Below are 26,062 nucleotides of genomic sequence, written 5' to 3' on the forward strand. Positions count from 1 at the left end.
TGCAGAGATCGAGTTTCGCCCTGTCGGCCGATCAGGGCGGACCGGTCAGCTGCACACTCTTGGCGTGGAGAAAACGCCACGCCCTGGCAGCCGCGTGGAGGTTGAATCGGGTATTGACGTCGCGCAGGTCATGGTCCGTCAGTTCACTGATGCGCGCCAGCCGGTAGCGCAACGTGCTGCGGTGGATGTGCAGCGCCTTGGCGGACTCGTCGTAACTCCCACCGTTTTCCAGGTATTGGCTCAGTGTGAGAACGAGCTCCGAATTCTTGGCGGCGTCGTACTCCAGAAGCGCGCCCAGCCATTCGCCGATGAAGTCGTCGACGGCCCCGCACGCGTGGGCTACGTCGATGAGACGGTAGAAGCCGAGTTCGTCGTAGGCAGACGCACCGGCGGGCGCCGCGGAATGCATCCGCACATTCAGTGCTCGTTTGGCTTCGGCGAACGACTGCGGGAACTCCGACGGTTTTTCACACCGCGATCCGACGCCGATCGCGCAAGTAGCTGGGCTCAGCAACTCGCTCAGCTGGCGGTAAAGCGCTTGTGGGTCCGGGCGGCCTGCGGTCAGTAGCACCGCCAGCTGACCACTATGTCCCTGAAGCGTGTTCAGCTGCAACGCAGCGGCCGCGCGGCCGGCGGCGGCCACCACGGAACCCAAACCGGCCGAGCTGTGCACGACTACTACGTAGTGCGGGCCGCGGAGGTCGTGGGCAAGCGCTTCTGCCCTGGCGATGGCGCCCTCGCCGCCCGTGCCGGCCAGGAGGTCATCGACGAGTTCTTGGCGAATGCCTTCCTCTAACTCGACCAGGCTTCGCTGATGGGACAATTCGTAGCCCAACAACGTGCACCCGAATTGCAGGGCGTCTTTGTCGTCTTCGGTTACCTGCTTGTGGGGGTCGACGATTGCCAATACGCCCAGAGTTTCGCCGCGCGACGCCAGGAGTACGGCGATGCGATCCTTCATTCGCATGGGCCCGCGACGAGCAGCCAACACAGCCAGTTGGCGCTGATGCCGTTGCGGGTCTTGTTTGGGATAGCGCTCTGGCCGTCCAGGGCCGGACCAGCGGCGAAGATTGCCGAATCGGTCCTCAAGAACCACCGGTAGCCCCGTCAATTCGTGCAGCGCGTCGACGATCGCCAGCTCGTCGTGACCGCCTGTCAGCGCCGCCTCGATGATTTCGTATGCGCGGGTTCTGCTCCTCAGCCGTTGCCGCGCACCGACGAGGTCGCTGGTGATTGTTGCGAGTTCCTCGTTATACCGCTCGTCTCGCCGACGAAGGGCAACACATGCCAGCGCTGCGCCCGTCTGATTCGCCAACACCATCAAGAGTTGCAAGTGCTCGCCTGAGGGGCGGTCGGCTGCGCTGACGACAAGCGTGCCTTCGACAACTCCTTGGTGACGGACGGGAAAAGCCCAGCCCCACGGGCGTCCGGGTATCTCCATGGCACCGCTACCGCCGGATTCGGTGATCAGTTGATCCAAGTCAGGACGTTCATCCTCGCCCGAGGGCGACAATCGCCATGATCCATCGATGTGCAGGTAGGTGGCCTCTGTCTGACAGGCCCCTAGGCGGGGCACCGCAGCAGCGGCCTGGCAGAGCACGGTTGCTGCGTCGCGCAACTCGAACGTGAGCTGAGATAAGGCGGCCAGCTCACCAGATGCCGGTCCGGCGCCGAGCGATGCGGTTGTCACGTCCAGCCCGACCCCCCGACACATGTCCGATAGGCGGCAGATCAGCGTTTGACCTGCTCCTCGGATATGCATTCAAATCGATCTCTCGGCAATCCTACATCGCCAACCAGCGCCTCCAGTTAGTTCGCTGTTGTTGTACCGGGCGGCGCCGAGAGGACAAATTGACGCATGCGTCGGCGTCCTGGGCGGCCTGCTGGGCTCTAGCAGAAGCTGATGGCGTTGATGCGGCTTGGTGCCACTGGCGTCGTTGACATCTTGGCGCGTGGGGCACACGGTGGATCTGATGCTAACCGGGGTCGAGGATAACATCGAAACTGACTGGGAGACACCAGGTTTGGAATCCAACATTGGTACGCCGCGACGTCGGATACGCTAATCCGCTTTGACGGCTTGGCGATTCGCATGGGATGACCCACAGGCGCCTCGGCCTGAAACGGTACCCGCAGAGGCACCTGCGCTGAAAGCCCCAGCAAAGAATCCATCCGGTCACGGATGATGCGCGAACTGTGTTGCTCAACTTGTGAAGATCCTGTGCGATTTTGCCAGATCGCGATTGTTCGAATACAGTTCACGGCTGACTGCGACGGTGCAGTAGCACTAGTTTGAGTGACGCCGATCACAACCTGGCAAAGTCGTGGCGAGTCAGCTAGTGCGTCACTGCGGCTGTAACGCGCGCTCAGCGAATTTCGCTGGCACGCACCGTTTATTTCGGTGACAAGTCACCGGATCGCGACCAGTGCGCGATCAGACCCTGCTGCTCAGCTCCCGAGCTGCGGGGTTTTGAGGGGGAGTCCGAGGTCCGGCACACGGATCCACAAGTTCAAACCCCCGAAAAGAGAGCACAACCATGGCCAAACACCGAATGCCTGCCACATCCGGCGCACAGAAACCTGCGAAGACGATTCTCGCGGGCGTTCTCGTGGTGACGGGCATCGGTGGCGCGGCGGTGCTGTCTACTCCGACGAATCGCGCGACATCGGTCGCGATTGACCAACAGCCGGCGCACGAAGTCGCTGTCGTCCGCGCGGTCGCACCCGCCCCTGCACCGGCAGCCGCGCCCGCACCGGTGGCCGCGGTGACCAAGGACTCCGACGCGCTGGCGATAGTCAAGGCCATCGTGAGGCAGGGGCAGGCGGCCGGGCTGAGTGAAGATCAGATCAAGACGATCATCGCCACTGCGAAGATCGAGTCCGATTTCCGCCCGGCCGTGTCCGGCGGTGTGCAGGCCTACGGGAACCGGGGTAGCAGGGCTGACGAGGTCATCGGCCTGTTCCAGGAGAAGGCCAGTTTCGGCACGGTCGAAGAGCGCCAAGACCCCGACAAGGCGATTGCGCGGTTCATCGTCCGATTCAGCGATGCGTTCAGGAAGTACCGCATCAGCGACAGCGTGCTCGCGGCCACGCTTGCGCAGAACCCGCAACTGCGCAAATACCGTAGCGGCGGTGTCGGCACCCACTACTACAACACTGTCCGTGCCGCGATGGGGGCGGCTGCGAACTTGTACGGCCAGGCCGCCGGGCCGCGCGCTGACGCGATGTGATGCGCCGCCGCGGGCGAAGGCGTAACCGGCGCGCCGGCGAGGTAATCGTCAAGGTGTTCCATGGTGCGCGGACCGACGATCGCTGAAGTGACACCGGGGTGGGTGATCGCGAAAGCGGTGACCAGATGGGTGAGCGTGATGCCGGCCTCGTCGGCGAGCGTGATGAGTTGTTCAACGGCGTCGATGCGGATCTCGTGCTCACCGATGACCTCCTCGACCGGATCGACGCGATCGTCCCGCCGGGCACCGACATCGGTCAACTCGACATGGCCTATCAACCGGCTGCCCTTACCGATGCCTCGCTGCGCCGCCGCACCGTCGCCGACCGAGTCGCGGCCGACACGTTGAGATGATCTCGTCACGGTGGGCGGATCAATCGCATTGGGACGCGGCACACCGTGGGGCTCAGGCGTTCACTTCAATCGCTCGGGCGTGAAGGTGACGTCGACACCGCCCACGGTCATCGTCACCTGACCCTCCATCACCATTACCTGCGCCGCGAACCGTCGATCGACGGTCTGAGCCAGTTGCCGCACCGGCTCATGCGGTATCTGCACCACAGACAGGTTCGGCAGCCCCGCCACCTTGGGGCCGACGGTTCGCCACCAGGTGTCCACTCCGGCGGCGAACGGGAACAGCACCACCTGGTCGGCCTGGCTGGCAGCCTTGCCCAAGGCGCGTCCATCGGGCTGGCCGACGTTGATCCACTCCAGGATCCGGCCCGTGTAGTCCGCGAGCCGCAAGTCTGGTACGCCAGGGGTGGACAGGCCCGCCCCGAACGCCAACTCACCGTCGACGTCGCTGAGCCGGTGTGCGCGCAGCCCAAACGCCAACAACCGCACCACCATCCGCTCATCGGTCTCACTGGGATGACGGGCCACGGTCAGCATGTGATCGGCGTAGTAATCGTGATCGACATCGGAGACGCCGAGTTCGACTTTGAACACCGTTGCGGAGAGAGCCACGACATATTGTCCACCCAGGTGGTGTTCCCCGAGCAGTCAGGCCGCTTGGACTGGTCGCGTAGATTCTTTGACAACAGTCCGAGCATTCAACGAAAGCCACCATGTCCGAGGATCAGAACACAGACGTTCCCCCGAATCACCTCTCCATCGATCCGCGCAGCGCCTTCTATAGCGAAGAGGTGCTTCTCCGCGGTGTGGGTATTCGCTTCAATGGCGCCGAGAAAACCAATGTTCACGAATACAACGTGGCCGAGGGATGGGTGCGCGTTGAAGTCCCCACCGCGAGGGATCGCCGCGGAAATCCCATGGTCGTCAAGCTCAGTGGCACGGTTGAGCCATATTTCCGCTCAACGGAATAGCGGACGCCTTAAGGTCGCACCTCGACGGGCAGGGCTGGACGGCCGCCACCAAACGAACTACTGGCACGGTCGATCTCGCCGAAGAACACCATGACGTCGTTGGGATCCGTTCCGGCCGACTGAAGGCGGCTCACGATCGCGGAAAGTAGCAACCGTTTCCTGTCTGCATCGGTCCCTGACGACACCAGAACCTCGATCATCACGACACGCTCACTGCGGGGCTTCTGCAGATCGGGGTAGAGGGGGCTGACGCGAAAGTCGGCCTCTTCCAACGAGAGGAACCTCTGGAAGTGATCATCTTCGGGGTACCCAGCGCTGACGCTCGCTTCATGAATGGCAGCGGATATCGCGTCCTTCTCGGCCACCGTTCTCCGGGAACGCAACGTGACCGTGAAAAGTGGCATCGGATTCCGACCTGGCGAGTAGGAGAGGATCTGTTCGTGAAGGTGTTGCAAGTGTAGTCGCGTCCGGAACGTCCTGGCGCCCGTCTCACGGCAGCAGGAGGTCGGGCAGTGATTCAGGTGGTGCACCACGCAATGGCCTACTTGACATAATGTGGCTTATCGGCGTTTTGTCTACCTGAGCCTCGAACTCCAGACCGCGAAATCTTCAGGGGCTGCACGCATTACCGGCGTGCTCCGTCCTCCGCACGCCGGACCGTGCGCAACGGCGCGGCGATTTCGGTGCGCTCGGTCGCGATGCGCGCGACTCATCACACCGAAACCACACGGGCCGACCGGCTGCCGACCGGCAGGTCTGTCCTCATCCCTTCCCCGCGGGTGTCCATCATTTCGTCACTGTGACGGATTGAGGTCAGCGTGCGGGCCGCTGACTACTTCGCATTCGGGCATTCGACATCGACCGAGACCGTGACCGTTGCCGGATCCGCTGTCGGCGGGCTCGGGTCGTCGATCCCGATGACGGTGCATGCCGACAGCGCGACGTTGGGCTGGCCTTCCAAGAAGTTGACCACGACGTTGTACCCCTGAGCCTTGAGGTCGTCGACCGTGGCTCCGACAGATTCCGAACCTGCTGACGGGAAGACCAGATCGGCTGCGGCGACAGGCGCGCCGGCGTTGGCCGCGACAATGGCTAGGGCACCGACCGCAAGCCAGCGTCGGGTACGCGTGGAAATCCGTGAACTCGGCACAATTCGTCCTTCCTGCGGCGCTATATCGCATCCAACGAGACCGGCTTCAAGATCGTTCATGCCTCCAACGACCGACAGATGCGCGGGTTTACCGCAAAGCTCGGACAGATACGCACATCCGAGTCATGGTTACCAAATGCCGAACCCGAAGGTTCCGACCCCGAAAGAGATCAAGGCCGCCGCGCAGGCGGCCGCCGACACCGCGCAATCGGTCGCGACCGGAGCGATGCGCATCCCACCCGCCTCGATCCAACTCGCCAGCCAGTTGCCTGACCTGATCGAGAATCTCGCGATCGCCACGGAACGCCTCAACACGGCGATCGATCGTGCCGAACGGTACCTCGCACTGGCCGATCCGATGATCCGGACGATGGACGCGCTGCTGCCGCAACTCGAAGCCCTTGTCGCCACTGGCAACGACGTCTACAACGCCGTGTCGTCGCTGCCCGGCGCGGCAACGCTCGGCCGGCTTGCGAGCAGCGGCACATCGGTTGCGCGGAAGCGGCCAGCACGGCCCCGATCCGGCGACAAGAAGTCCTAAGGCTCCCCCGCGAACACCCTTGTCCCCCAACCCAATACGTCACTGTGACGTATTGGGTCCGCCACCATCCGATGCGCGTCCGTCGAAGTCGATCCGAACAATTGCGCTGTCGGGCCACACATTTCGGTCGCGCGCCCACCGCAACTTCTCCCGCAGGGGCAATCCGCTGTGCACATTGGTGACGCCGGGAATCTTGATCAGCGGCACGGTAGTCCATTGCCACCCATACCGCCGATGCAGCGCGCGATTGGCTTCCGTGGCCTCGGCTCCGGACAGGATGGTCGCTCGACCGGTGAACGTGCTGGCACCGCGGATGATCCGGCCACGGTAGTCGCACGCGGTGATCTCGACCTCGGGGTGTGCGGCCATCCGTTTGGTCTTCGGCCCGACCTTCGTCCGGAACACCAAAGAGCTTCCTTGAAGGTCGAACCATATCGGGGTGTCGACCGCGGTGCCGTCACGCCGGTACGTCCGCAGCATCGCGTACCGGGCGCGGCTCAACTCATGGGCAAGGTCGACTCGCTGTGGATGCTTGTGCATGGCTACAGTCAACAACTTAGAGTTAACTCCAAGTCAAGCCCAGGGATCAAAGGACGCATCATGACCAGCACTCTGACGATCGGCGAACTGGCTCAGCAGGCGGACGTGGCGGCCACCACGCTGCGCTACTACGAGCGGATCGGCCTCATCCGCTCCCCCGATCGCGTCGGGGGTCAGCGCCGCTACGACCAGTCGATCGTCGCCCGCCTCGACGTGATCAGGCTGTGCAAGGCCGCCGGGTTCGCACTCGACGAGATCCAGGTGTTGTTCGCCGACGACGCCCCCGGCCGGCCCGCGAGTCGCGCGCTCGCAGAGACGAAACTCGCCGAGATCGATGGGCGCATAGCCGAGTTGCAACGCGCACGACAGATCATCGAGTGGGGCATGCGCTGCACCTGTCCGTCGATCGACGACTGCACCTGCGGAATCCACACCGCCAAGCCTTTCGATACGTCACAGTGACGATTTGGGCGCTCTAAATCCCCTGTGCTGCAACGAGACTGATCCGATCAGTCGTGTTTCGCCGCGTAGCGCAACAGCACCGTGCCACCCGGGAAGTTGCGATTCTCCACCAGTTCCAGCGAAATCCACGACGGTAGCGCCGGGAAGAACGGCGTGCCGCCTCCAACGGCGATGGGCGCGATGACGATCCGGTATTCGTCCACCAGTCCGGCCTGCACGATCGGTGCGGCCAGCGTCGCGCCGGCCACCTCCAGCTGGCCGTCGGTTTCGGCTTTCAGCTTCGTCACCACCTCGACCGGGTCGCCGCGTTCCAGACGGGAGTTCCAGTCGACGGACTCCAGCGTGCGCGAGAACACGACCTTGGGCATGTCGCGCCAGATGCGGGCGAAATCGACGATCAACGGCGTGGCGTCTGGTTCCTGATCAGCGGTCGGCCAGTACGCGGACATCAGTTCGTAGAGCCGCCGGCCGTAGAGCGACACGGCGGTCTCCCGCTCGAAGTCGTTCCAGTACTGGTGCAGTTCCTCGCTCGGTTCGGACCAGTCGATGTTGCCGTGCGCGTCCGCGATGTACCCGTCCACCGACACGTTGAAGCCATAGATGAGCTTGCCCATGCCATTCAGACTGCACCCGAGGGCAAGAATCATCGCGGCGCCACGCAACGGGGTTACGACTCCACGCGACGCCGCGCCACATCCTTGATCTCATCGGCCAGCGCGTCGGCCCGCAGAACTTCGGGCAGCAACTCCGGTTCCAGCGTGAGCGCGCGGAACACCAAGCCCACGGTCACATCGTGGGTCGGTCGATCGGTGACGACGATCGAATCGCCGGCGCGCACCGATCCGGACTCGATCACACGCAGGTACGCCCCGGGCGTCGCCGCCTTGGTGAACGTCTTCACCCAGCCTCGGATCGACAGCCACGTCGCGAACGTCCGGCACGGGATCCGCGGCCGGGTCACCTCGAGCACCAGCCCGTCGGTGCCGACCTGCCATCGCTCGCCGATACGAGCGCCGGTGACGTCCAGCCCCGCTGTGGTGAAGTTCTCCCCGAACATGCCGTTGTCCAGGTCGCGGCCCAGCTCGCGTTCCCATTCGTCGAGGTCCTCGCGGGCGTACGCGTAGACCGCCTGATCGTCGCCGCCGTGGTACTGCTGATCACCGATGTAGTCACCCAACAGGCCACTGCCGAGGCCGCCGTGCTTCGGGCCGGGAGCACGCACGCTCACCGCGTCATCCGTCGGACGCTTGTCGATGCCGGTCAACAGCGAGTCCTTATCGGAATTCGGGTACGGATGCGCCAGATTGACCGTCAGCACGTTGGGCATGGCGGCAGCCTATCGGGATGACGGCCGGTCACGCGCTGACGTACTCGGCCAGGTGCTCGCCGGTCAACGTGGAACGGGCAGCGACCAGATCAGCGGGCGTGCCCTCGAAGACGATGCGGCCACCGTCATGCCCGGCGCCGGGGCCAAGGTCGATGATCCAGTCGGCATGCGCCATCACCGCCTGGTGATGTTCGATAACGATCACCGATTTCCCGGAATCGACAAGACGATCCAGCAACGCGAGCAACTGCTCGACGTCGGCGAGGTGCAGGCCGCTGGTCGGCTCGTCGAGGATGTAGATGTCACCCTTGTCGGCCATCTGCGTCGCCAGCTTGAGCCGCTGCCGCTCGCCACCGGACAACGTGGTCAACGGCTGACCCAACGACAGATAGCCCAGACCGACGTCGGCAAGCCGAACCAGAATCTTGTGTGCTGCAGGCACTTTGGCTTTATCACCGAAGAACGACAATGCGTCGGCGACCGACATCTCCAACACCTCGCTGATGTCGCAGCCACCCAACTTGTATTCGAGCACTGACGCGTCGAACCGCCTGCCCTCGCACACGTCGCACGGTGTGGCGACGCCCGCCATGATGGCCAGATCGGTGTAGATCACACCGACGCCGTTGCAATTCGGGCACGCGCCTTCGGAATTCGCGCTGAACAGCGCTGGCTTCACCCCGTTTTCCTTCGCGAACGCCTTGCGGATCGGTTCGAGCAATCCGGTGTAGGTCGCCGGGTTGCTGCGCCGCGAGCCCCGAATCGGCGTCTGGTCCATCGCCACCACACCGTCCGCCCCCGCCACCGATCCGTGGATCAGCGAACTCTTACCCGAGCCAGCGAGCCCCGTGACGACCACCAGGACCCCCAACGGGATGTCGACGTCGACGCTCTGCAAGTTGTGGGTATCGGCGCCGCGAATCTGCAACGCACCGTTGGGCTTGCGCGTCTTCTTCTTCAAGGTTGCCCGGTCGTCCAGATGCCGCCCCGTCAGGGTGCCACTGTCCCGCAACTGCTCGACGGTGCCCTCGAACACCACCTCGCCGCCTGCCGCGCCCGCCCCAGGGCCGAGGTCGACGACGTGGTCGGCGATCGCGATCGCCTCCGGCTTGTGCTCGACGACGAGCACGGTGTTGCCCTTGTCGCGCAGTTGCAGCAGCAAGTCGTTCATCCGTTGAATGTCGTGTGGGTGCAGGCCGATCGTCGGCTCGTCGAAGACGTAGCTGATGTCGGTCAGCGACGAGCCGAGGTGGCGCACCATCTTCACCCGCTGCGCCTCACCGCCCGACAGCGTCCCGGCGGGCCGGTCGAGCGACAGGTAGCCCAACCCGATCTGCACGAACGAATCGAGACTGTGCTGAAGCGCCGCCAGCAGCGGCGCCACCGACGTCTCGTTGAGCGCCTTGACCCACTCGGCCAGATCGCTGATCTGCATCGCACACACGTCAGCGATGCTGGCCCCGTTGATCTTCGACGAGCGGGCCAACTCGGACAGCCGAGTGCCGTCGCACTCCGGACACGTCGTGAACGTCACCGCCCGCTCGACGAACGCCCGGATGTGCGGTTGCATCGCGTCGACGTCCTTGGACAGCATCGACTTCTGAATCGTAGGAATCAGCCCGGAGTACGTCAGGTTCACGCCGTCGACCTTGATCTTGGTCGGCTCCTTGTACAGCAGGGCGTCCAATTCCTTCTTGCTGTACTTGCGGATCGGCTTGTCCGGGTCGAAGAAGCCGCAGCCCCGGAAGATCCGGCCATACCAGCCGTCCATGCTGTAGCCCGGGATGGTCAGCGCACCCTCGTTGAGCGACTTGCTGTCGTCGTACAGCGCGGACAGGTCGAAGTCGTTCACCGAACCGCGACCCTCGCAGCGCGGGCACATACCGCCGGTGATGCTGAAGTCGCGCCGCTCCTTGACGGTCTTGCCGCCCCGCTCGAACGTCACCGCCCCTGCGCCGCTGATCGAGGCGACGTTGAAGGAGAACGCCTGCGGCGAACCGATGTGCGGCTGCCCGAGCCTGCTGAACAGGATGCGCAACATCGCGTTGGCGTCGGTGGCGGTGCCGACCGTGGAGCGGGGGTCGGTGCCCAACCGCTCCTGGCCGACGACGATCGCGGTGGTCAGCCCGTCCAGCACGTCGACGTCAGGGCGCGCCAACGTCGGCATGAACCCCTGCACGAACGCGCTGTACGTCTCGTTGATCAGCCGCTGCGATTCCGCGGCGATCGTGTCGAACACCAACGAACTCTTGCCCGACCCCGAGACGCCGGTGAACACCGTCAGCCGACGCTTCGGCAGTTCGACGTCGACGTTCTTGAGGTTGTTCTCGCGGGCGCCGTGCACCCGGATCACTTCGTGGCTGTCCGCCGCGTGCAGGGCCGGCGGCCGAGTCGGCTTTCCCATGGATCAGCGGATCTCCTGGATGCGGACCATGTTTCCGGCGGGGTCACGCAGTGCGCAGTCGCGAACGCCGTACGGCTGCTCGGTCGGCTCCTGGACGACCTCGACGTCTCCCGCCTGTACGCGCTCGAAGGTACCGTCCAGGTCGTTCGTGGCCAGGTTGATCTGGCCAAAGGTGCCCTTGGCCATCATTTCGGCGATCAGGCGGCGCTCGTCGTCGGTGAGGCCGGGCGTGGCGGCAGGCGGGTAGAGCACCACGTTCGTGTCGGGCTGGTTGGGCGGGCCGACCGTGATCCAGCGCATCTTGCCGTTGCCGACGTCGAGGCGGACCTCGAAGCCGAGGACGTCGCGGTAGAACGCCAGCGACTCATCCGGGTCGTCGAGCGGCAACATGCTGGAGTGAATGGTGAGGTTCATGTCGCTCACGTTATGTGGAGCCGGGTGGCGGGCGCTTCTCGATTCCTGATCGGTCTGGTGATCTGCTTCTCCACGCACGACGGGAGCCCGCCGACCGCACCGGTTGCCTGGTCTCGATAGGCGCTCGGCGACATGCCGACCAATTCGCTGAAGCGGGTGCTGAAGGTCCCCAACGACGAGCATCCGACGGCGAAACAGACCTCGGTGACGCTCATGTCACCGCCGCGCAGCAACGCCATCGCCCGCTCGATCCGGCGCGTCATCAAATAGGAGTACGGCGACTCCCCGTACGCGAGTTTGAACTGGCGCGACAGGTGACCTGCCGACATGTTCACGCCCCGCGCGAGCGCCTCGACGTCCAACGGCTGGGCATACTCGCGGTCCATCCGGTCGCGGACCCGGCGCAGCAGCTTGAGGTCGCGCAGTCGTTGCGCATCCGGGAACGTCACATCGGGATCGTACGACGGGCGGCTACGTCCAGAATTCGTTCATGGGGTACGCGTAGCGGTCGTTGTTGGTCAGCGGTGGAAGCCCGAGCGAATCCTCGATCGTGCGCAGCAGGCTGTAGTGGTCGTAGCGGTCGTCGGCGATGAACGCACCGGCACGCATCCCACCTGCGACCGCACCCGGTGACGGGATGACCACGGTGACGATGTGGTTGCCGTCATTGCCGATGCCCAACGAGATGTTGTTGTAGTCCTCGTCGAAGGTCAGGAAGATGGCGCTTCTCTCGTTGGGGTCGTTCCAGGTGTTCGAGTCCATGATGATGGGCAGCGTCTCGGCGAGCCATCGGTCGCCCGCCGCCACGTTGTATTGGTGTCCGCCAAGGAATTGCGGCGTGAGCTGACTCAACGCCCACCCGATGACGCCGCTGAGGGTATCGGTGGGGCCCTCCATGTTGGTCGCGTCGTCGGCGGCGAACCACACGAAATCGGGCGCCAGATGGGGAACGACGAGATCTCCTGCCATTTCCGACAGATCGAACAAGTGGCTTTCCACCCGGGCCTGGTCGTCGTAGATGTCATGGAACGCGAGGAACGGCAACCGGTCGGTGGGTGTGCTGTAGCCGCCGCCGCCCTCCATGTAGCCGGCCCAGGTCTTGTGCGCCAACTCGATGTTGTCGACCAGGTTCACTGGGGGGTCGAAGCAGTCGGCCGGGCAGTTGTAGTTGAACCCGAAATCTGAACCACCAATGATCGGATAGTAATTCGGGTCGCTCGGGTGGGTCAGCGCGTAGTATTTGGATGCGAACCCGTAGGTCTGGATGAGGCTGTTCAGGTACGGCGCGTTGCGGCTGCCGACGATGTCGCTGAAGCCCTTGTTCTCCATGTAGACCATGAACACGTGATCGAGTTCGCCGACGTGCGAGTCCGGTCGGACAAGCGTCGGCGCGACGACGTTCTCCGAGCCCACCCGAAACGACAGGTTGTCGGCGTAGGCGTTGTTGTAGTTGCCCAGCACCGGGTTGCGGTCCGCCAGCGTGACGACCACGCGTGCGGCGCGGGTGCCCACCGGAATGGTTCCGGTGGTCTGACGGCTGAGGAACCGGGTCTGGAAGAAGCGATCCAGCACCCCGACCGGGCGGATCCTGCCGGTGCCGAGTGTCGCCCCGCTTGCGTCGAGGAACTCGACGCGGACCGAGGCCGCTGACGGATCGATGGTGAATCCACCAAGGTATCCGCTCAACGCGTAAGGCACTGTGCCGCCGTCGATTTCGGTAGCGGCGGCGCGGAGATCGACAGTTTGGCTCAGAGTGGACGTCGCGACCGGTCCACCCCCGAAGAATTGCTCGCCGCTGTCGGGCGGCGCACTGGCCGAGGTGGGGAACGCCAGGAACCGCGGGAATGTCGGGCCCGGCGACGAAGTGGGCCACGGGAAGCGGCGCGGTGTGCCGTACTCGATGACGGTCGGGGTGCCCGTCACCGTCCAGCCCGGCACGGTCACCGAGCTGTAGCCCGACAATGACGGATCACCGAGTTCGGCGCCAGGGTTGACCAACAGGTTGGGTCCCGTGACGATCAGCGCGGGGACATGCTGCACGCCCGCGGTGGGCACCGCGATTCGCAGCGTCTGCTCGATCTCGCGGCGCACCCAGGCCAACATGGTCCACAACACCGGCTCGTGAAGCGGCGCAAAGGGACTGGCGGTCATCGAGGGGCCAAGCCCGGCCCAACCGAGCAGGCTCGAGACCACCTCGGTGACGATGTTCAGCGGCGTCAGTGGACCGCTGAACTTGGGCGGCTCCACACGCGATGTGACCGGTGTGCTGACGGTGACGGTTCGTGCACTCGAGCTCGGCATGTCGGCCGCCGACCGAAATTCGTTGGGAGGACTCGGTGTCGGGGCGGTGTCGGTGCTGGAATCGGCCTTGGGCTTGACGTTCGACGGTGCTGGACTTCGTGTTGACTTCTTGGTCACCCGATCGGGGTCGACCTTGCGCGGTTTGCGTTTCGGCGTGGTCGGTGTGTTCTCGTTTCGATCCGTCGTGGTCACCTTGGTCGACGGCGTTGCGGCGGAAGCGGTGTCGGGAGCCGTCGACGCAGGCTCGTCGGGCTTGACCGGCGTACTGGACGACTTCTTCTTCGGCGTGTGCTTCTTCGGAGGCGGCGAGTCCGACTCCACGGACGTCGTCGACGCCGCATCGGATGGCTCCGCCAGTGCGACACCCGGCATCGTTCCCACCGCGAGGCCCACGCCGAGCGCGACGGCCAGCGCACCCACCCTGCCGACGTACCCGACGTAACCCATCTTGGCTCCTTAGCTCGATGGGGATGCCCAGCGTCAGAAAATCTACGCCGAGAGGCCTTGACCGAGGACCGAATCGACAGAAGACGGTCGCCCTCCTTGCCTGCGAAAAAAGCGACTCGGCGTGCATACCACGATTTCCGATCCCCTATACTGCTGCGACGATGACGCAGCCGATCAACGAATATCGCGACCCTCGCGAAATCGCCGACGAGTTGGACAAATCCGGCGTGGTATGCCTTCAGAATGCCGTCCCCGAGGAATGGCTTGCCCATGCGCGGGAAGACATCGAGGATCGGCTCCGAACCCATGGCACGCGCGATCACTTCATACAATCTCCGCACGACGACACACACAGCGCTGCAGCGGTTTTCGTCAATAGTCCGTCGGTTGTGTCACTGCTCACCGACATCGTCCGGGCCCGCTTTCCCGACGATCCCGGCACTCTGCAGTTGACCGGTTCCGCGTTGCGCATAATCGCCGGTCCGCGCGGCGAAGGCGACGCGTATTGGTTTCACTACGACGCGAGTGTCGTGACGATGGTGGTACCGATTTATCTGCCAGCAGCCACGCCTGGGAACGCAGGCGAATTGGTCGGCATATTCAACAAGCGACCGTTCCGGCGTTCTGTTCTCGCCAACATCATCGACAAGGTCGTCGGACAAAGCGGCTTCTATCGCCGACAAATTCTCGGAAAGCTCGACAACGCCGACTATCTGCGCAGAGTCGACATGAAAGTCGGAGACGCATACCTGTTCTGGGGTTATCGCAGTCTGCACGGCAATATGCCGTGCGAATCCGGAGCCGTGCGCGCCACATTACTGCTCCATTTCGGTCGTCCGCACGGATCGAGCGAGGCGTTGACGACAGCCGTCCGCATTGGTCAGTCGCTGCGCAGCAGAGGCCGGAAACCCAGTGCCGAGGAACCTGCGGTCGGCGTGTACTGACTGCTCGGATCCGCGGTTTGCCGTCGGCGTTAGCATCGGGGGGTGACTGAGCGCGAAGCCCCGCCGGGTTCGGGCTTCGATTACCGGCAGGACGACCCGTACGAAAGCGACGGGTGGTTCGGCGGTGAGCAGGTCACCGAGCCGGCACACGTGAACGAGGTGTTCCGCGAGCCTCGACGCGAACCCCCCGCCCCTGCGCCGCGGAACCGGGTCGAGACGCGCCCTGCACCCGCGGCCCGGCCAATGACCAGTCCCACCGTGAACACCTGGACCGTCAACGGCCAGCTGCGCGCGTCGGACAGCAGCACACTGACCTTCCGGCGGCCCCCGGAGCCGTGGTACCGGTCCAAGCAGGCCGGCATCGGGTTCCTTGTCGTCGCGGCGGCTGCGGTGCTCGTGCCCATCGTCTGGCTCGTGCTGCCCGACAACTCCGCTCCGGCGCCGGGTCCGTCCACCTCTGTCGCCCCGCAGCCGTCCACGCCGCAACCGACGCCCACCACCGCTGCGTCGACGCCGGTGAACCTGCCACCGCCACCACCACCCCTCCGGGCCGGCTCAGGGGCCGCACACCCCGATTGCCCGTCAGCCGCCCCCGCCGCAACCGAGGCCCACCACCGCTGCGTCGACGCCGGTGATCCTGCCACCGCCAAGGCGCCCACGCCTGTCACCCGGTCACCGATCAGCGTGGCGCCGGTGCCAAGGAAACCGACGGAGCGCAACTCTCTCGGTGAAAGCGACAAGCCCGGCTGCGCGGGCTGGTGCTGAGGTGTCGGCTACTCGTAGTTGAGGCCCTGCACCAGCGTCGGCCGGGTCGAAAAGTCAATCTGTGCTGCGGGATTGGCGACCGCGGTGACCATCCCCGTGCCGAACGGGCCTTGCGAATCGAAAAGTGTCGCGGTACCGACCGAAATGCCGTCGGACGTCCAGTGTGAGTCCGCCTGTACCGCGATCCAGGCGTCGACGGGCAACCGGGCGAACGCGGCGGTCAGGTCCCCGTTGATGTAGCCGATGCCCCGAGTACCGAGGTTGGTGACCAGACTTGTCGACTCGGCGAGCATGACGGCCCGGACGAAGGCGGAGTTCTCCTCGCCCGCAACCACTTTGATTCCGTCGTTGAAGAAGCACTTACGAGAATCGTTCTGGTGCGCGGCGGGCGACCGGGTCCAGCCCACCTCCGCACTGCCGACGAACGGCTGGATCGAATCGTCGGGCTCGGGCGGCTGAGGATGCGCGACCGACGCGCTCCACTCCCGACCGGGTGGTGGTGCTGAACGCCGGTACTGCACAAGTGTCGCGCGCGTCACCGGTCTGCCGTCCTGCACCACATCGCATTCCGTGGTGCGCACCCGCCGGCCGTCACGCACGGTGCGGACATCGATGGTCGTCGGGGTGTTGCGTGCGGCCCTGAACAGGTCGGCGGTGAACCGAGCGGGCGTGAAGTCTGGTGACCCAGCGTGCTTTTCGAGTTCGCGTGCAGCCAGTCCGACAACGGCAGGACCGTTGAGATGGTCATCGCCCCAGTGGCTCTGCGCGAACGACGTCGGGAGGTAACCGCCGTCGCCAGTCAGGGCGAAATGGGCCGGTTGCGTTGGCATCCGATGATCGTCGCATAGCGGCCGACCGGTCAGGTGTTGCGCCCTCCGTTGACACCGAGGATCTGACCGGTGATGTAACCGGCCTCGTCGGAAATCAGGAAGGCACACGCCGCGGCGATGTCGTCAGGTTTGCCCATCCGGCGGACGGGGGTGGCGTTGATCGTCGCTTGCACGTCGCCGATGACGCCGCGGGACTGCGCGCTGCGCAGCATCGGGGTGTCGATGAAGCCCGGCGGCACCGCATTGACGGTGATGCCTGCCGGCCCATACTCCAGCGCCAGCGATTTGGTCAACCCGTTGACCGCCGATTTCGCGGCCACGTAATGCGACATGTACGGCGTCCCGGAATGCGTGCTGGACGACGAGATGTTGACGATGCGGCCCCAGCCCGCTTCGATCATGTCCGGCAGCACCGCCTGCGTGCAGTGGAACACCCCGTTTAGGTTGACGTCGACCACTTTGCGCCACTCGTCGAACGTGATCTCGGTGAACGGGGTGAACGCGTCCAGGCCGGCGGCGTTGACCAGGATGGTCACCGGCCCCAGTTGTGCGCGTATGGCCGCGAGCGCGGCGTCCACTTGGGCGCGGTCCGTGACGTCGGCGGTCTGGGCGAACTCGTCCGCGCAGGGCGTCACGTCGAGTGTGGCCACGTGATAGCCATCGGCGCGCAACCGATCGGCCACCGCCCGCCCGATGCCTGAGCCGCCCCCGGTGACGACAGCCGTCTTCATGATCTTTCCTTCCGCATCGTGTGATCAGTCGGTGCTTGGTCTCACGAGCGCCGAGGCGCCCGCAGCCCCAGCGTGCGACGCCCGGCGTCCACCAAATGTTCGCGCAACGCGTCGTCGTCGAAACGTCCCCACGCGGGCCCCACTGCGCCCGCCATGCCTGCGAACACCATGGCCGCCTTCACCTCGCCGCCCGGTCCGGAGTCGACATCGGCCAACAGTGCGAGCTGGCGGCCGATGAGTTCACCCCATTCGGCACGCTCGCTGAGCGCGGTGGCAACGCTCGGATCCGCGGCGAGCACCGCGACCAACCCCCGGTTGCGCACGGCCAGCGTCGCGTACCCGGTGAGCATGTGCTCGGCCCGCGCATGCGCGGTGCGTTTGGCCTGGGCGGCTTCGACGACGGCGCGCAGTTCGTCCAGCATGGGTTCGAGGACGGCGGCCAGCAGTTGTTCACGCGTTCGGAAATGGTGGTAGATGGCGGCTTTCGTGAATCCGAGTTCATCGGCGATCATCTGCAAGGACGTGCCGGCATAACTGTGCCGGGTGAACAGATCGACCGCAGCGTCGATGAGTCGAGTACGGGTGTCGGTGGCCTCGGACACCTTCCCAAGCACCATGCTGACCGCCTATCTAACCCGGCACCCGACTTTACGATCGTATAGTACTGTACTAGCCATTCGTAAAGCTAGCCGACGGTCAACAGTACGCCGTCCGGCGCCCGTTCGACCCTGGTGCCGAACGGTCGGCTGATGTCCTGGAGGTTCGCGCGCAGCCACTCGGCATCGGAATCGGGTGTGCGCTCGAGCCGCATCCGTCTCATCCGCATCGGCACCATCCGCAGTGCGCGTTCGTCGTCCGACGCGAAGTACAGCAGCCGCAGTTCGTGCCGGAATGATTCGTATCCGGTGATGCCTTCGTAGTCGTCGACGGTGTCACCGCAGCCGTACATGATCAGCTTCCCCCGATACCACTCGATCGGCCGCGGATGGTGCGACGAATGGCCATGCACCAGATCGATGCCTGCGTCAATCAGCCTGTGCGCGAACCGGATTTGCGCATCACGCACGTCGTAGCCCCAGTTCGAGCCCCAATGCACCGACACCACCGCGGTGTCGCCCGGTCGTGTCACGTCGTGTACCCGTTCGGCGATCACGTCGGCGGCGTCGTCCGACATGTCCGGTACGTACGCAACACCAGGTCGCTGATCCGTCGCGGCCCACGCAGGCGGAATGCCGCTCGACCGCATGCCGCAGCCCGCGATCACCGCCCTGGCTACCACGGCGGGACGCCACGCCTGCCCGGCGTCCAAACCCGCACCGGTGCTGCGTATTCCGGTATCTGCGATGGCCCGCAACGTGTCGCGCAGTCCGCGATGACCGAAGTCGAGCACGTGATTGTTCGCCAGCGTGCAGACATCCGCGCGGATCGCGGTCAGGCATTCGATGTTGTCCGGATGCATTCGGTAGTGCACGGCCTTCCCCGGCGCGAAGTCGGCGCACGTGGTGATGCTGGTCTCCAGATTGAGTAGCCGCACATCGGGGGCGAACGAACCCACGATGTCGAGCGCCTCGCCCCAGGGCCACGTGTAGTCGACCGGTGCCTGGATGGGACCGTGCACGCGCTCGGCCAGCGAGATGTACCTGCGTGCGTCGCGGACGACGCTCTCGCGCAGTTCCGGATCGCCGGGATGCGGCAACAATTGGTCGATCGCACGCCCAGTCATCACGTCACCGGTGAGGAAGATGACGGTCACTTAGGACTCAGCGGGTGCCGGCCGCTGCGAGGTCGGCCACCGTGTTGATGTTCGTCTCGTCGACGAACGATGGTCCGGTCAAGGTGGGCTGGCCACCGCCGATCACGTCCCTGTTGGTGAAGTAAAGCCACAGCGAGTCGACCGCGAGATAGCCCTGCAGGAACGGCTGTTGGTCGATGGCCCACTCGACCATGCCGTTCTTGATCGCGTCGACGACGCCGGCGTTGGTGTCGAATGTCGCCACCTTGGCGTAGCTGTTCTCCTCGGCCACCGCCTCCAACGCGGCCAAAGCCATTGGGGCTCCGAGGGTCAGGATGCGGTCGATGCTGAAGTCCTGTCGTAGGCGTGCCGCGACCGCGTTCTTGACGATCGCCTTGTCCACACCGTCGACTTCGAGCGTCTGAGACTTACCGGCGAATGCGTTCGCCAATCCTTCGCATCGGGCTTCGAGGTTGACGTGCCCCGGTTCGTGGATCACACAAAGCGCGTTTTGCGCCTGTTCGTTGGTGAGGCGCTCCCCCGCGGCCTGGCCCGCGATCAACTCGTCCTGCCCGAAATACGCCATCACGCCGAGCTGGTCCCAGTCTCTGATCCCGGAATTGATTGCCACTACCGGTATTCCGGCTGCTACCGCCTCCCGCACCGCGGGCGCCATCACCGCGGGGTTGGCCAGCGTGACAGCGATACCTGACACCTTCGCGTTGACGGCCGACCGCACGAGGTCTGCCTGCGCCGCCGAATCGGGGTTGTGCGAATACTGCAGATCGATGTTGTCTTTACGAGCGGCCGCTTCGACACCGCGCCGGACGAGGTCCCAGAACGTGTCTCCTGGCGCCTGGTGGGTGATCAGAGCGACCGTCGCGCGCGGCGCGTTGCCGACCGGACTCGACTCCGTCGTCGTGGCCGTCCGCTCACCGCCCGAACATGCCGTAAGCGAAACCAATACGGCCGAGAGGATGTACGCAGTGAACCGTTTGGCCATGGCTTCGCCCCTCCCGTGCGAACCGGCGCGATCCCACCCGTGACGGTGGTGTCGACCCCATTTTCGCAGGTGATCACCGCCGAGATGGCAGCTTTACCCCGAACCCCTCAAGCATTTCCGGAGACGCGCTGACGCTCGTCCTCTGGCGCGCCACCACGGTGTCACCGGCCGCGGTTGAGTTGCCAGATGCGCGAAGACAGCAGCGTCGCGAACGCGCACCACGCCGGGTAGGCGGCGAGCACTCCCGCGGCGGGTCCGCGCGCGGCAACCGCCCGCCTCGTGAGATCGGCACTGCTGGCCGTCAACGCCGCGGCCGCCACAGCCGAGGTGCCGAGCAGTCGACGGTCGAAGAACAACCACGACCAACTGGCGTTCAGCACGAGATTGACCCCCAGCAGCGCCGCGAAGGTTCGGGCCTGCCCCTGGTCGCGGTTGCGCAGGTGATCCAACGTCGACGCCGAGACGGCGGCGATGTCCGCGTAGAGGATCGGCCACACGATCGGAAAGGCCTGCCGCGGCGGCTGAAAGCTCGGCTTCTTCAGCTTGGCGTACCAGCCCGACTGCGCGGGCCTGCTCGCCAAACCGCCGACCGCGCCGGTGAGAAGGACTGCTCCAAGGGTGCTGACCAGGGTCTTCGGTTGCATGACGTTATTTACCCGGAAGTCGATGTCACGAATCGCCGGGGTTCTTGCGTCTCGTGTTCATCAGTCGCCGACACGGAAGGCACCAATGATGAACGAGATCCTGATACTGGGCGCCGGATACACCGGCATGGCGGCCGCCGCGGGCCTCGTGGGCCGACTCAAACACCGCGACGACGTGCACGTCACCATCGTCAACCCGCAGACCCGGTTCACCGAACGACTGCGCCTGCACCAGATTGCCTCCGGCCAGGAATTGGCCGACCTTCGGATCCCCGACCAGTTGGCGGACACCGGCGTCGACTTCGTCAAGGGCTGGGTGACCGGTATCGACGCCGACGCGCGAACCGTCCGGGTGGACGATGCCTACACGTTGCGCTACGACACACTGGTCTTTGCGCTCGGTAGCGTCGCCGACACCGAAACAGTCCCGGGTGTCGACGAATTCGCGTACACACTGAACAGCGCACAAGACGCAGCACTGCTCGCCGCCCAGTTGAGCCGCCGCTCCGACGGCACCATCGTGGTGGCAGGCGGCGGGCTGACCGGAGTGGAGTCCGCGGCCGAAATCGCCGAGCAGCATCCTGAACTCGATGTCGTGCTGTTGAGCCGCCAGGAGCCAGGGGCGATGATGGGCGCCAAAGCGCGGGCCCGGTTGCACGCCGGTCTCGAACGGTTGGGTGTGCGGGTACGCGCCGGTGCCGAGATCGTGAAGGTGATGGCGGACGGTGTCGCGCTGGACGACGGCGAGGTGGTGCGCGCCGATGCGGTGTTGTGGACCACGGGCGTGCGCGTGTCCCCCATCGCCGCCCGCGCGGGCTTCGAGGTCGACGACCGCGGACGCATCGTGACCGACGAATCGCTGCGTTCGGTGTCGCATCCGGCCGTCTACGCCGTCGGCGACGCCGCCGCGATCCGACAGGGCTACGGGATCATGCACGGCACCTGCCAGAGCGGCATCCCGAGCGCGCTGCACGCGGCAGCGTCGATCGCTCGCGAGCTGAAAGGCAAGCAGCCCAAGCGGTTCCGCTTCGGCTATGTGCACCAGCCGGTGAGCCTGGGCCGCCACGACGGCGTCATCCAGTTCACCCACGCCGACGACAGCCCTGGCCGGTTCTACCTGGCCGGCCGCTACGCGGTGGCGTACAAAGAGACGGTGAGCTCCAGCCCGTGGACCACATATCGACTTCTCAAGGTGCTGCCCGCGCTGGGAGCGGCGACCTGGCGGCGCGGCGGCCGGTCGACGAGATGACGTCGGACCAGCAGACGTTCGCCGATCACAGAACCCTGTTGTTCTCGATCGCCTACCGGATCCTCGGCTCCGCCGCGGACGCCGAAGACGTCGTCCAGGACGCCTGGTTCAAGTGGTCGGCACAGGATCGCTCGCGGGTGTCCGACCCGAAGGCCTACCTGGCGCGCATCATCTCGAACCTGTCGATGGAGCGGCTTCGCTCGACCCGGCGCCAGCGCGAAACCTATGTGGGGCCTTGGCTTCCGGAGCCGATCCTCACCCAGCCCGACGCGTCCGACGACGTTGCTACCGCCGAATCGGTGTCGATGGCGATGCTCGTCGTGCTGGAGACCCTCAGCCCACTGGAGCGCGCGGTGTTCGTGCTCAAGGAGGTGTTCGACTTCAGCTACGCCGAAATCGGTGACGCCGTCGACCGCTCGGAATCCTCCGTACGGCAAGCGGCCCACCGGGCGCGTGAGCACGTCCGGGCGCGCCGCCCGCGGTTCGAGACCGACCGCGTCAAGAAACGCCAAGCCACCGAACGCTTCTTCGCCGCGATCACCGGGGGTGACATCAACTCGTTGATGGAACTGCTCGCGCCTGAGGTCACGCTGTGGACCGACGGCGGAGGCAAGGTCCGCCAGGCGATGCGCCCGATCCGCGGCATCGACAACGTCGCCCGCTGGATCGCCGGCGCCAGTCAGCGGCCATATGAGGGTGTCGAAATCGCCGATATGGCAGCCGAAGTCGTCGAGATCAACGGCGGGCCGGGAATCGTGTTGACCGGCGGTGGCCGGGTGATCGCCACCCTCACCGTCGACCTAGACGCCGACGGTCGCATCGAAACTGTGCACAACGTGGCCAACCCCGACAAGCTGCGTGCGGTGACAGACGGGGTGAAGTACATCTAGCGTGGCGTGATGACCGATTGGCAACTGCGGACCGGCAGCGCGGCGGACTTGGATCTGGTGGGTCCGCTGTGGACCGCGGTGCATCACCGACATGCGGCGGTCATGCCGCACTTGGCACCGTATGTCAGTGACGACGAGACGTGGCGCGTCAGGCGCGGCCTGTACGAGCAGTTGCTCGCCAAGCCCGACACACTGCTGCTGCTCGCGTTCGACGGGGACACCGCGGTGGGCTACGGCCTGGCCCACGTGATGCCGGTCGACGACAGTTGGATCGCGGACACCTGGGTCACCGGCCCGCGGATCGGCGAAATCGAATCCCTCAGCGTGCTACCGGAATACCGCGGCGGAGGGCTGGGCTCGGCCCTTCTGACTCGCCTCGAGGAGCACCTGCGCGACGCGGGCTGCGAAGACCTGATCCTGGGCGCCTTGCCCGGCAACACCGACGCGATCCGCCTCTACGAGCGCATGGGTTACCAACCGACGTGGCTCTATTTGTCGCGGTTCACCGGCCGCGACAGCCAGCGGTAGCCGCCATAGAGCAGCGCGGCCACTGTGAGGTTGACGAAGTACGCGATGTCCGCGCCGTGCCAGGCCTTGGCGATGGGCCCCTCGAACAGCGAGGTGTTCATGAACGGCACCGCAGCGACATACGCCAGCAGGAAGACGACGACCGCGACGGCCGCATCCCGGCGGCCGGTGGTTTCCTCCGCCGGGTTGATGCTCGCCCTGCCGTCGATGCGCAACAGCCAGTCGACGGCCACGATCGCGACGAACGCCGGGATCCAGTAGCTGACCAACAGCAGCACAGCCTGAAACCTCGGCGCGGTGTCGACATCGTTGAGCCACAGGATCAGCGGATACGCCAGCACCGCCACCATCAGCGCCGACACCGGCCGTCGCACCTTGACGCCGATGGTCTGCAGCGCGAGCGATCCGCTGTAGTCGTTCATCACTCCGGAACCGATCGAGGCCAGCGCGATGATCAGCAGCGCCAACCCGCCCAGCACGCCGCCGCCCATCACCGTCCGCACACCCTCGGCGGTCTGGTCGGACACCACGTTGCCCGCGGCGACGCCAATGCCTTGAATGAAGGTGTAGCCCAACATGATTCCGGCGAACGTGAAACCGAAGACCCGCGTTTTCGGTGAGGTGGCGGGCAGGTAGCGGCTGAAGTCGGCGGCGTAGGAGGCCCATGACACCGCGAGGCTGAACGCGATGGTCACCTCGAGCACGAACGCGCCCGCCAGGTTGGCGCCTTCCGCGCCTGCTGGCGTGATGATGTCTTCTCCGCTGACCAGTTTCACCGCGAACACCACGAACGTCACGAACAGCACCACGGTCAGCACGGCCTGCAGGCGGTGGATGAGCTCGTAGCCGAAGAAGCCGACCGCCGCCTGTACCGCGAGCACGATCAGCACCGCGAGCCAGAACGGAATGCCGACCAACAGCGCCAGCGCCTGCCCGCCGAACAACCCGACGAGTGCGTCCCACGCGATGGTGCCCAGCCATTGCAGCACCGCGGGCAATACCACCGCGCCACCGAAGGCCATCCGCGAGTTGGGTAACTGCCCGGTGCCGGTGCGCGGGCCCCACGTCGACAGATAGGCGACCACCAGGGAGCCGAGCGCGGTGCCGATCACCATCGCGAGCAGACCCAGCCAGAAGCCGAGGCCGAGCACGATCGCCAGCGCGCCGGTGAACACGCCGGTCATGTTGACCTGGGGCGCGAACCACACGGTGAACAACCGGGCCGGCGAACCGTATCGCTGGTCTTCCGGGATCGGCGCGATGCCGTGCGTCTCGACTGAGAGATCGCCTGCGGCCGCGGGTCGGTGGCCTGCGAAGGTCGGTTCGGTCAGCGCGCTCATTGCTCCATTCGATCACGACTGTTGAGAGGATCGGCCGGTGACCATGACCCACACCAGTGACGGCAGGCCCCGCGCACGCGGGCTCGGCATCCGGCTGCCCGGTGAGCCGGGACCGCTCAACACGATCACCGACGTCGACGGCGTGGCCGTCGGCGTCGCGACGTTGATCGACGGCGCGGCGGTGCGCACCGGCGTCACCGCGATCCTGCCGCGCGGCCGCGACGGCGTCGGCCAGCCGTGCGCGGCGGGCTGGTATTCGCTCAACGGCAACGGCGAGATGACCGGCACCACGTGGATCGACGAGGCCGGATCGTTCAATCTGCCTGTCGTACTGTCGAATACGCACGCGGTCGGCGCCTGCCACACCGGCGTCGTGGGCTGGGTCAATCGGGTCAACCCTGGGCTGGCGCGGCAGTGGCTGCTTCCGGTGTGCGCCGAGACGTGGGACGGCTACCTCAACGACATCAACGGTGGCCACGTCCGACCCGAGCACGTGGAGGCCGCGCTCGACGCGGCCACGACGGGACCGGTGGCCGAAGGTTCGGTCGGCGGCGGCACCGGGATGAACTGTTACGAATTCAAGGGCGGCAACGGCACCGCGTCGCGCCGAGTCGATTACGGGTCGAGAACATTCACCGTGGCGGCGTTCGTGCAGGCGAACTTCGGCTCGCGGGCCGAACTGACCGTCGCCGGAATCCATGTCGGTCCGCGCCTGCTGGACGACAATCCGCTCGGCGGCGATTGGTTCGAGGTCGATCTCGGCCTCAAACCGCCGCCGGGCGGGGGGTCCGTCATCGCGATCATCGCCACCGATGCCCCGCTGCTCCCTGGACAGTGCAAGGCGCTGGCCCGGCGCGTTCCGCTGGGCCTGGCGCGCACCGGAACGGCGGGCAGCCACTTCTCCGGCGACATCTTCCTGGCCTTCTCGACCGCGGATGTGCCGGGTTTGGCCAGCGCGTTTCCCGTCGGCCCCGTCCGCGACGATGAGTTCGGCACGCTGACGTTCGTGCCATGGGGCCGGATGGACGACCTCTACACCGCTGTCGTACAGGCCGTGGAGGAGGCGGTGCTCAACGCACTCGTCGTCAACAGCGACATGGTCGGCCGCGACGGCCACCGCTCCCCCGCCCTCCCGCACGACCGACTGCTGGCGCTGTTGAGTTAGCCCGCCCTCTCGGCCGAACGTTCCGTACCGCTCGATATGGCGCCGATTTTTCGAGCGGTAACGAACGTTCGCCGGGTGGGCAGACATAATGCGAGAGAACC

General features: G+C 65.4%; 30 protein-coding genes. 11 read left to right on the forward strand and 19 right to left on the reverse strand.

Annotated elements, in window-relative coordinates; all coding sequences use genetic code 11:
- Positions 1–31 precede the first annotated feature (31 nt).
- Positions 32–1,690, reverse strand: coding sequence for a CdaR family transcriptional regulator (locus C1A30_RS04320; RefSeq protein WP_160112690.1), 1,659 nt, complete (start codon positions 1,688–1,690; stop codon positions 32–34).
- 847 nt (positions 1,691–2,537) lie between these two features.
- Between C1A30_RS04320 and C1A30_RS04325 the strand changes: the two genes are divergently transcribed.
- Positions 2,538–3,230: a hypothetical protein gene (locus C1A30_RS04325; RefSeq protein ID WP_101947014.1), complete on the forward strand. Its 693-nt coding sequence runs from the start codon at positions 2,538–2,540 to the stop codon at positions 3,228–3,230.
- Here the strand turns inward: C1A30_RS04325 and C1A30_RS36485 are convergent.
- Positions 3,149–3,436, reverse strand: a complete 288-nt coding sequence (locus tag C1A30_RS36485; RefSeq protein WP_369974103.1) for an aldo/keto reductase — start codon at positions 3,434–3,436, stop codon at positions 3,149–3,151. The two genes, C1A30_RS04325 and C1A30_RS36485, sit on opposite strands and share 82 nt — an antisense overlap.
- Between C1A30_RS36485 and C1A30_RS35990 the strand changes: the two genes are divergently transcribed.
- Positions 3,356–3,583, forward strand: a complete 228-nt coding sequence (locus C1A30_RS35990; RefSeq protein WP_235009720.1) for a hypothetical protein — start codon at positions 3,356–3,358, stop codon at positions 3,581–3,583. The two genes, C1A30_RS36485 and C1A30_RS35990, sit on opposite strands and share 81 nt — an antisense overlap.
- A 60-nt stretch (positions 3,584–3,643) precedes the next feature.
- Here C1A30_RS35990 and C1A30_RS04335 read toward each other — a convergent pair whose 3' ends face one another.
- Complete coding sequence (locus C1A30_RS04335) at positions 3,644–4,195, reverse strand: YaeQ family protein (RefSeq protein WP_101947015.1); 552 nt, start codon at positions 4,193–4,195, stop codon at positions 3,644–3,646.
- A 101-nt stretch (positions 4,196–4,296) separates the two neighbouring features.
- On the opposite strand from C1A30_RS04335, the gene C1A30_RS04340 reads away from it, so the two are divergent.
- Complete coding sequence (locus C1A30_RS04340; RefSeq protein ID WP_101947016.1) at positions 4,297–4,554, forward strand: DUF3297 family protein; 258 nt, start codon at positions 4,297–4,299, stop codon at positions 4,552–4,554.
- A gap of 8 nt (positions 4,555–4,562) precedes the next feature.
- On the opposite strand, the gene C1A30_RS04345 is transcribed toward C1A30_RS04340, so the two are convergent.
- Entirely contained in the window at positions 4,563–4,919 is a 357-nt protein-coding gene (locus C1A30_RS04345) for a tautomerase family protein (RefSeq protein ID WP_160112691.1), read from the reverse strand.
- A 467-nt stretch (positions 4,920–5,386) separates the two neighbouring features.
- Positions 5,387–5,704, reverse strand: coding sequence for a hypothetical protein (locus tag C1A30_RS04350; protein WP_101947018.1), 318 nt, complete (start codon positions 5,702–5,704; stop codon positions 5,387–5,389).
- A gap of 136 nt (positions 5,705–5,840) precedes the next feature.
- On the opposite strand from C1A30_RS04350, the gene C1A30_RS04355 reads away from it, so the two are divergent.
- On the forward strand, positions 5,841–6,245 hold the full coding sequence (locus tag C1A30_RS04355) for a hypothetical protein (RefSeq protein WP_101947019.1): 405 nt from the start codon (positions 5,841–5,843) through the stop codon (positions 6,243–6,245).
- Between the two features lie 39 nt (positions 6,246–6,284).
- Here the strand turns inward: C1A30_RS04355 and C1A30_RS04360 are convergent, their stop codons facing one another.
- Positions 6,285–6,785, reverse strand: coding sequence for a PPOX class F420-dependent oxidoreductase (locus tag C1A30_RS04360; protein ID WP_101947020.1), 501 nt, complete (start codon positions 6,783–6,785; stop codon positions 6,285–6,287).
- 60 nt (positions 6,786–6,845) lie between these two features.
- Here C1A30_RS04360 and C1A30_RS04365 point away from each other — a divergent pair, with 60 nt between their 5' ends.
- Positions 6,846–7,247: a MerR family transcriptional regulator gene (locus C1A30_RS04365; RefSeq protein WP_101947021.1), complete on the forward strand. Its 402-nt coding sequence runs from the start codon at positions 6,846–6,848 to the stop codon at positions 7,245–7,247.
- 47 nt (positions 7,248–7,294) lie between these two features.
- On the opposite strand, the gene C1A30_RS04370 is transcribed toward C1A30_RS04365, so the two are convergent.
- The 6 genes from C1A30_RS04370 to C1A30_RS04395 form a co-directional block, all read right to left on the reverse strand.
- The gene (locus C1A30_RS04370) at positions 7,295–7,861 is read right to left on the reverse strand and encodes a dihydrofolate reductase family protein (protein WP_101947022.1); all 567 of its coding nucleotides are present in this window, start codon (positions 7,859–7,861) and stop codon (positions 7,295–7,297) included.
- A gap of 53 nt (positions 7,862–7,914) precedes the next feature.
- Complete coding sequence (locus tag C1A30_RS04375) at positions 7,915–8,574, reverse strand: MOSC domain-containing protein (protein WP_101947023.1); 660 nt, start codon at positions 8,572–8,574, stop codon at positions 7,915–7,917.
- A 28-nt stretch (positions 8,575–8,602) separates the two neighbouring features.
- On the reverse strand, positions 8,603–10,978 hold the full coding sequence (locus C1A30_RS04380; protein WP_101947024.1) for an excinuclease ABC subunit UvrA: 2,376 nt from the start codon (positions 10,976–10,978) through the stop codon (positions 8,603–8,605).
- 3 nt (positions 10,979–10,981) lie between these two features.
- A complete protein-coding gene (locus C1A30_RS04385; protein ID WP_101947629.1) occupies positions 10,982–11,392 on the reverse strand; it encodes a VOC family protein in 411 nt (136 codons plus the stop codon).
- A gap of 5 nt (positions 11,393–11,397) precedes the next feature.
- Entirely contained in the window at positions 11,398–11,778 is a 381-nt protein-coding gene (locus C1A30_RS04390; protein WP_101947630.1) for a helix-turn-helix transcriptional regulator, read from the reverse strand.
- Between the two features lie 85 nt (positions 11,779–11,863).
- A complete protein-coding gene (locus tag C1A30_RS04395) occupies positions 11,864–14,140 on the reverse strand; it encodes an alkaline phosphatase family protein (protein ID WP_235009647.1) in 2,277 nt (758 codons plus the stop codon).
- Between the two features lie 161 nt (positions 14,141–14,301).
- On the opposite strand from C1A30_RS04395, the gene C1A30_RS04405 reads away from it, so the two are divergent.
- Positions 14,302–15,084, forward strand: a complete 783-nt coding sequence (locus tag C1A30_RS04405; protein ID WP_101947027.1) for a hypothetical protein — start codon at positions 14,302–14,304, stop codon at positions 15,082–15,084.
- Positions 15,085–15,126: 42 nt separating this feature from the next.
- Complete coding sequence (locus C1A30_RS04410; protein ID WP_101947028.1) at positions 15,127–15,849, forward strand: hypothetical protein; 723 nt, start codon at positions 15,127–15,129, stop codon at positions 15,847–15,849.
- A gap of 8 nt (positions 15,850–15,857) precedes the next feature.
- On the opposite strand, the gene C1A30_RS04415 is transcribed toward C1A30_RS04410, so the two are convergent.
- From C1A30_RS04415 to C1A30_RS04440, 6 genes are all read right to left on the reverse strand, one after another.
- Positions 15,858–16,679, reverse strand: a complete 822-nt coding sequence (locus tag C1A30_RS04415; RefSeq protein ID WP_101947029.1) for a thioesterase family protein — start codon at positions 16,677–16,679, stop codon at positions 15,858–15,860.
- Positions 16,680–16,708: 29 nt separating this feature from the next.
- Entirely contained in the window at positions 16,709–17,410 is a 702-nt protein-coding gene (locus C1A30_RS04420; RefSeq protein ID WP_101947030.1) for an SDR family NAD(P)-dependent oxidoreductase, read from the reverse strand.
- Positions 17,411–17,451: 41 nt separating this feature from the next.
- The gene (locus C1A30_RS04425) at positions 17,452–18,027 is read right to left on the reverse strand and encodes a TetR/AcrR family transcriptional regulator (protein WP_101947031.1); all 576 of its coding nucleotides are present in this window, start codon (positions 18,025–18,027) and stop codon (positions 17,452–17,454) included.
- A 68-nt stretch (positions 18,028–18,095) separates the two neighbouring features.
- Positions 18,096–19,163, reverse strand: a complete 1,068-nt coding sequence (locus C1A30_RS04430) for a CapA family protein (protein WP_101947032.1) — start codon at positions 19,161–19,163, stop codon at positions 18,096–18,098.
- A gap of 7 nt (positions 19,164–19,170) precedes the next feature.
- Positions 19,171–20,145 carry a substrate-binding domain-containing protein gene (locus C1A30_RS04435; RefSeq protein WP_101947033.1) on the reverse strand — a complete coding sequence of 325 codons (975 nt, stop codon included), beginning with the start codon at positions 20,143–20,145 and terminating at the stop codon, positions 19,171–19,173.
- Between the two features lie 161 nt (positions 20,146–20,306).
- Positions 20,307–20,789, reverse strand: a complete 483-nt coding sequence (locus tag C1A30_RS04440) for a TspO/MBR family protein (RefSeq protein ID WP_101947034.1) — start codon at positions 20,787–20,789, stop codon at positions 20,307–20,309.
- An 88-nt stretch (positions 20,790–20,877) separates the two neighbouring features.
- On the opposite strand from C1A30_RS04440, the gene C1A30_RS04445 reads away from it, so the two are divergent.
- Genes C1A30_RS04445 through C1A30_RS04455 form a run of 3 tightly spaced genes read left to right on the forward strand, consistent with a single transcriptional unit; the run spans position 20,878 to position 23,456 of the window.
- Positions 20,878–22,038: an NAD(P)/FAD-dependent oxidoreductase gene (locus C1A30_RS04445; protein ID WP_101947631.1), complete on the forward strand. Its 1,161-nt coding sequence runs from the start codon at positions 20,878–20,880 to the stop codon at positions 22,036–22,038.
- Positions 22,035–22,928: an RNA polymerase sigma-70 factor gene (locus C1A30_RS04450; RefSeq protein ID WP_101947035.1), complete on the forward strand. Its 894-nt coding sequence runs from the start codon at positions 22,035–22,037 to the stop codon at positions 22,926–22,928. The genes C1A30_RS04445 and C1A30_RS04450 overlap by 4 nt, the downstream gene beginning before the upstream one ends.
- A gap of 9 nt (positions 22,929–22,937) precedes the next feature.
- The gene (locus tag C1A30_RS04455; RefSeq protein ID WP_101947036.1) at positions 22,938–23,456 is read left to right on the forward strand and encodes a GNAT family N-acetyltransferase; all 519 of its coding nucleotides are present in this window, start codon (positions 22,938–22,940) and stop codon (positions 23,454–23,456) included.
- On the opposite strand, the gene C1A30_RS04460 is transcribed toward C1A30_RS04455, so the two are convergent.
- Positions 23,417–24,796 (reverse strand): cytosine permease, encoded by a 1,380-nt coding sequence (locus tag C1A30_RS04460; RefSeq protein WP_101947037.1) that lies wholly within the window; start codon positions 24,794–24,796, stop codon positions 23,417–23,419. The genes C1A30_RS04455 and C1A30_RS04460 overlap by 40 nt on opposite strands.
- Positions 24,797–24,839: 43 nt before the next feature.
- Between C1A30_RS04460 and C1A30_RS04465 the strand changes: the two genes are divergently transcribed.
- Positions 24,840–25,961: a P1 family peptidase gene (locus C1A30_RS04465; RefSeq protein ID WP_101947632.1), complete on the forward strand. Its 1,122-nt coding sequence runs from the start codon at positions 24,840–24,842 to the stop codon at positions 25,959–25,961.
- Positions 25,962–26,062 lie beyond the last annotated feature (101 nt).

Origin of the sequence: Mycobacterium sp. 3519A, from assembly GCF_900240945.1 — a bacterium.
Lineage (GTDB): Bacteria > Actinomycetota > Actinomycetes > Mycobacteriales > Mycobacteriaceae > Mycobacterium.

Coding starts and splice junctions, on each gene's coding strand:
- C1A30_RS04325 (WP_101947014.1), top strand. CDS start 2,538: ATGGCCAAACACCGAATGCCTGCCACATCCGGCGCACAGAAACCTGCG.
- C1A30_RS35990 (WP_235009720.1), top strand. CDS start 3,356: ATGGGTGAGCGTGATGCCGGCCTCGTCGGCGAGCGTGATGAGTTGTTC.
- C1A30_RS04340 (WP_101947016.1), top strand. CDS start 4,297: ATGTCCGAGGATCAGAACACAGACGTTCCCCCGAATCACCTCTCCATC.
- C1A30_RS04355 (WP_101947019.1), top strand. CDS start 5,841: ATGCCGAACCCGAAGGTTCCGACCCCGAAAGAGATCAAGGCCGCCGCG.
- C1A30_RS04360 (WP_101947020.1), bottom strand. CDS start 6,785: ATGCACAAGCATCCACAGCGAGTCGACCTTGCCCATGAGTTGAGCCGC.
- C1A30_RS04365 (WP_101947021.1), top strand. CDS start 6,846: ATGACCAGCACTCTGACGATCGGCGAACTGGCTCAGCAGGCGGACGTG.
- C1A30_RS04370 (WP_101947022.1), bottom strand. CDS start 7,861: ATGGGCAAGCTCATCTATGGCTTCAACGTGTCGGTGGACGGGTACATC.
- C1A30_RS04375 (WP_101947023.1), bottom strand. CDS start 8,574: ATGCCCAACGTGCTGACGGTCAATCTGGCGCATCCGTACCCGAATTCC.
- C1A30_RS04380 (WP_101947024.1), bottom strand. CDS start 10,978: ATGGGAAAGCCGACTCGGCCGCCGGCCCTGCACGCGGCGGACAGCCAC.
- C1A30_RS04385 (WP_101947629.1), bottom strand. CDS start 11,392: ATGAACCTCACCATTCACTCCAGCATGTTGCCGCTCGACGACCCGGAT.
- C1A30_RS04390 (WP_101947630.1), bottom strand. CDS start 11,778: ATGGACCGCGAGTATGCCCAGCCGTTGGACGTCGAGGCGCTCGCGCGG.
- C1A30_RS04395 (WP_235009647.1), bottom strand. CDS start 14,140: ATGGGTTACGTCGGGTACGTCGGCAGGGTGGGTGCGCTGGCCGTCGCG.
- C1A30_RS04405 (WP_101947027.1), top strand. CDS start 14,302: ATGACGCAGCCGATCAACGAATATCGCGACCCTCGCGAAATCGCCGAC.
- C1A30_RS04415 (WP_101947029.1), bottom strand. CDS start 16,679: ATGCCAACGCAACCGGCCCATTTCGCCCTGACTGGCGACGGCGGTTAC.
- C1A30_RS04420 (WP_101947030.1), bottom strand. CDS start 17,410: ATGAAGACGGCTGTCGTCACCGGGGGCGGCTCAGGCATCGGGCGGGCG.
- C1A30_RS04425 (WP_101947031.1), bottom strand. CDS start 18,027: ATGGTGCTTGGGAAGGTGTCCGAGGCCACCGACACCCGTACTCGACTC.
- C1A30_RS04435 (WP_101947033.1), bottom strand. CDS start 20,145: ATGGCCAAACGGTTCACTGCGTACATCCTCTCGGCCGTATTGGTTTCG.
- C1A30_RS04440 (WP_101947034.1), bottom strand. CDS start 20,789: ATGCAACCGAAGACCCTGGTCAGCACCCTTGGAGCAGTCCTTCTCACC.
- C1A30_RS04445 (WP_101947631.1), top strand. CDS start 20,878: ATGAACGAGATCCTGATACTGGGCGCCGGATACACCGGCATGGCGGCC.
- C1A30_RS04450 (WP_101947035.1), top strand. CDS start 22,035: ATGACGTCGGACCAGCAGACGTTCGCCGATCACAGAACCCTGTTGTTC.
- C1A30_RS04455 (WP_101947036.1), top strand. CDS start 22,938: ATGACCGATTGGCAACTGCGGACCGGCAGCGCGGCGGACTTGGATCTG.
- C1A30_RS04460 (WP_101947037.1), bottom strand. CDS start 24,796: ATGAGCGCGCTGACCGAACCGACCTTCGCAGGCCACCGACCCGCGGCC.
- C1A30_RS04465 (WP_101947632.1), top strand. CDS start 24,840: ATGACCCACACCAGTGACGGCAGGCCCCGCGCACGCGGGCTCGGCATC.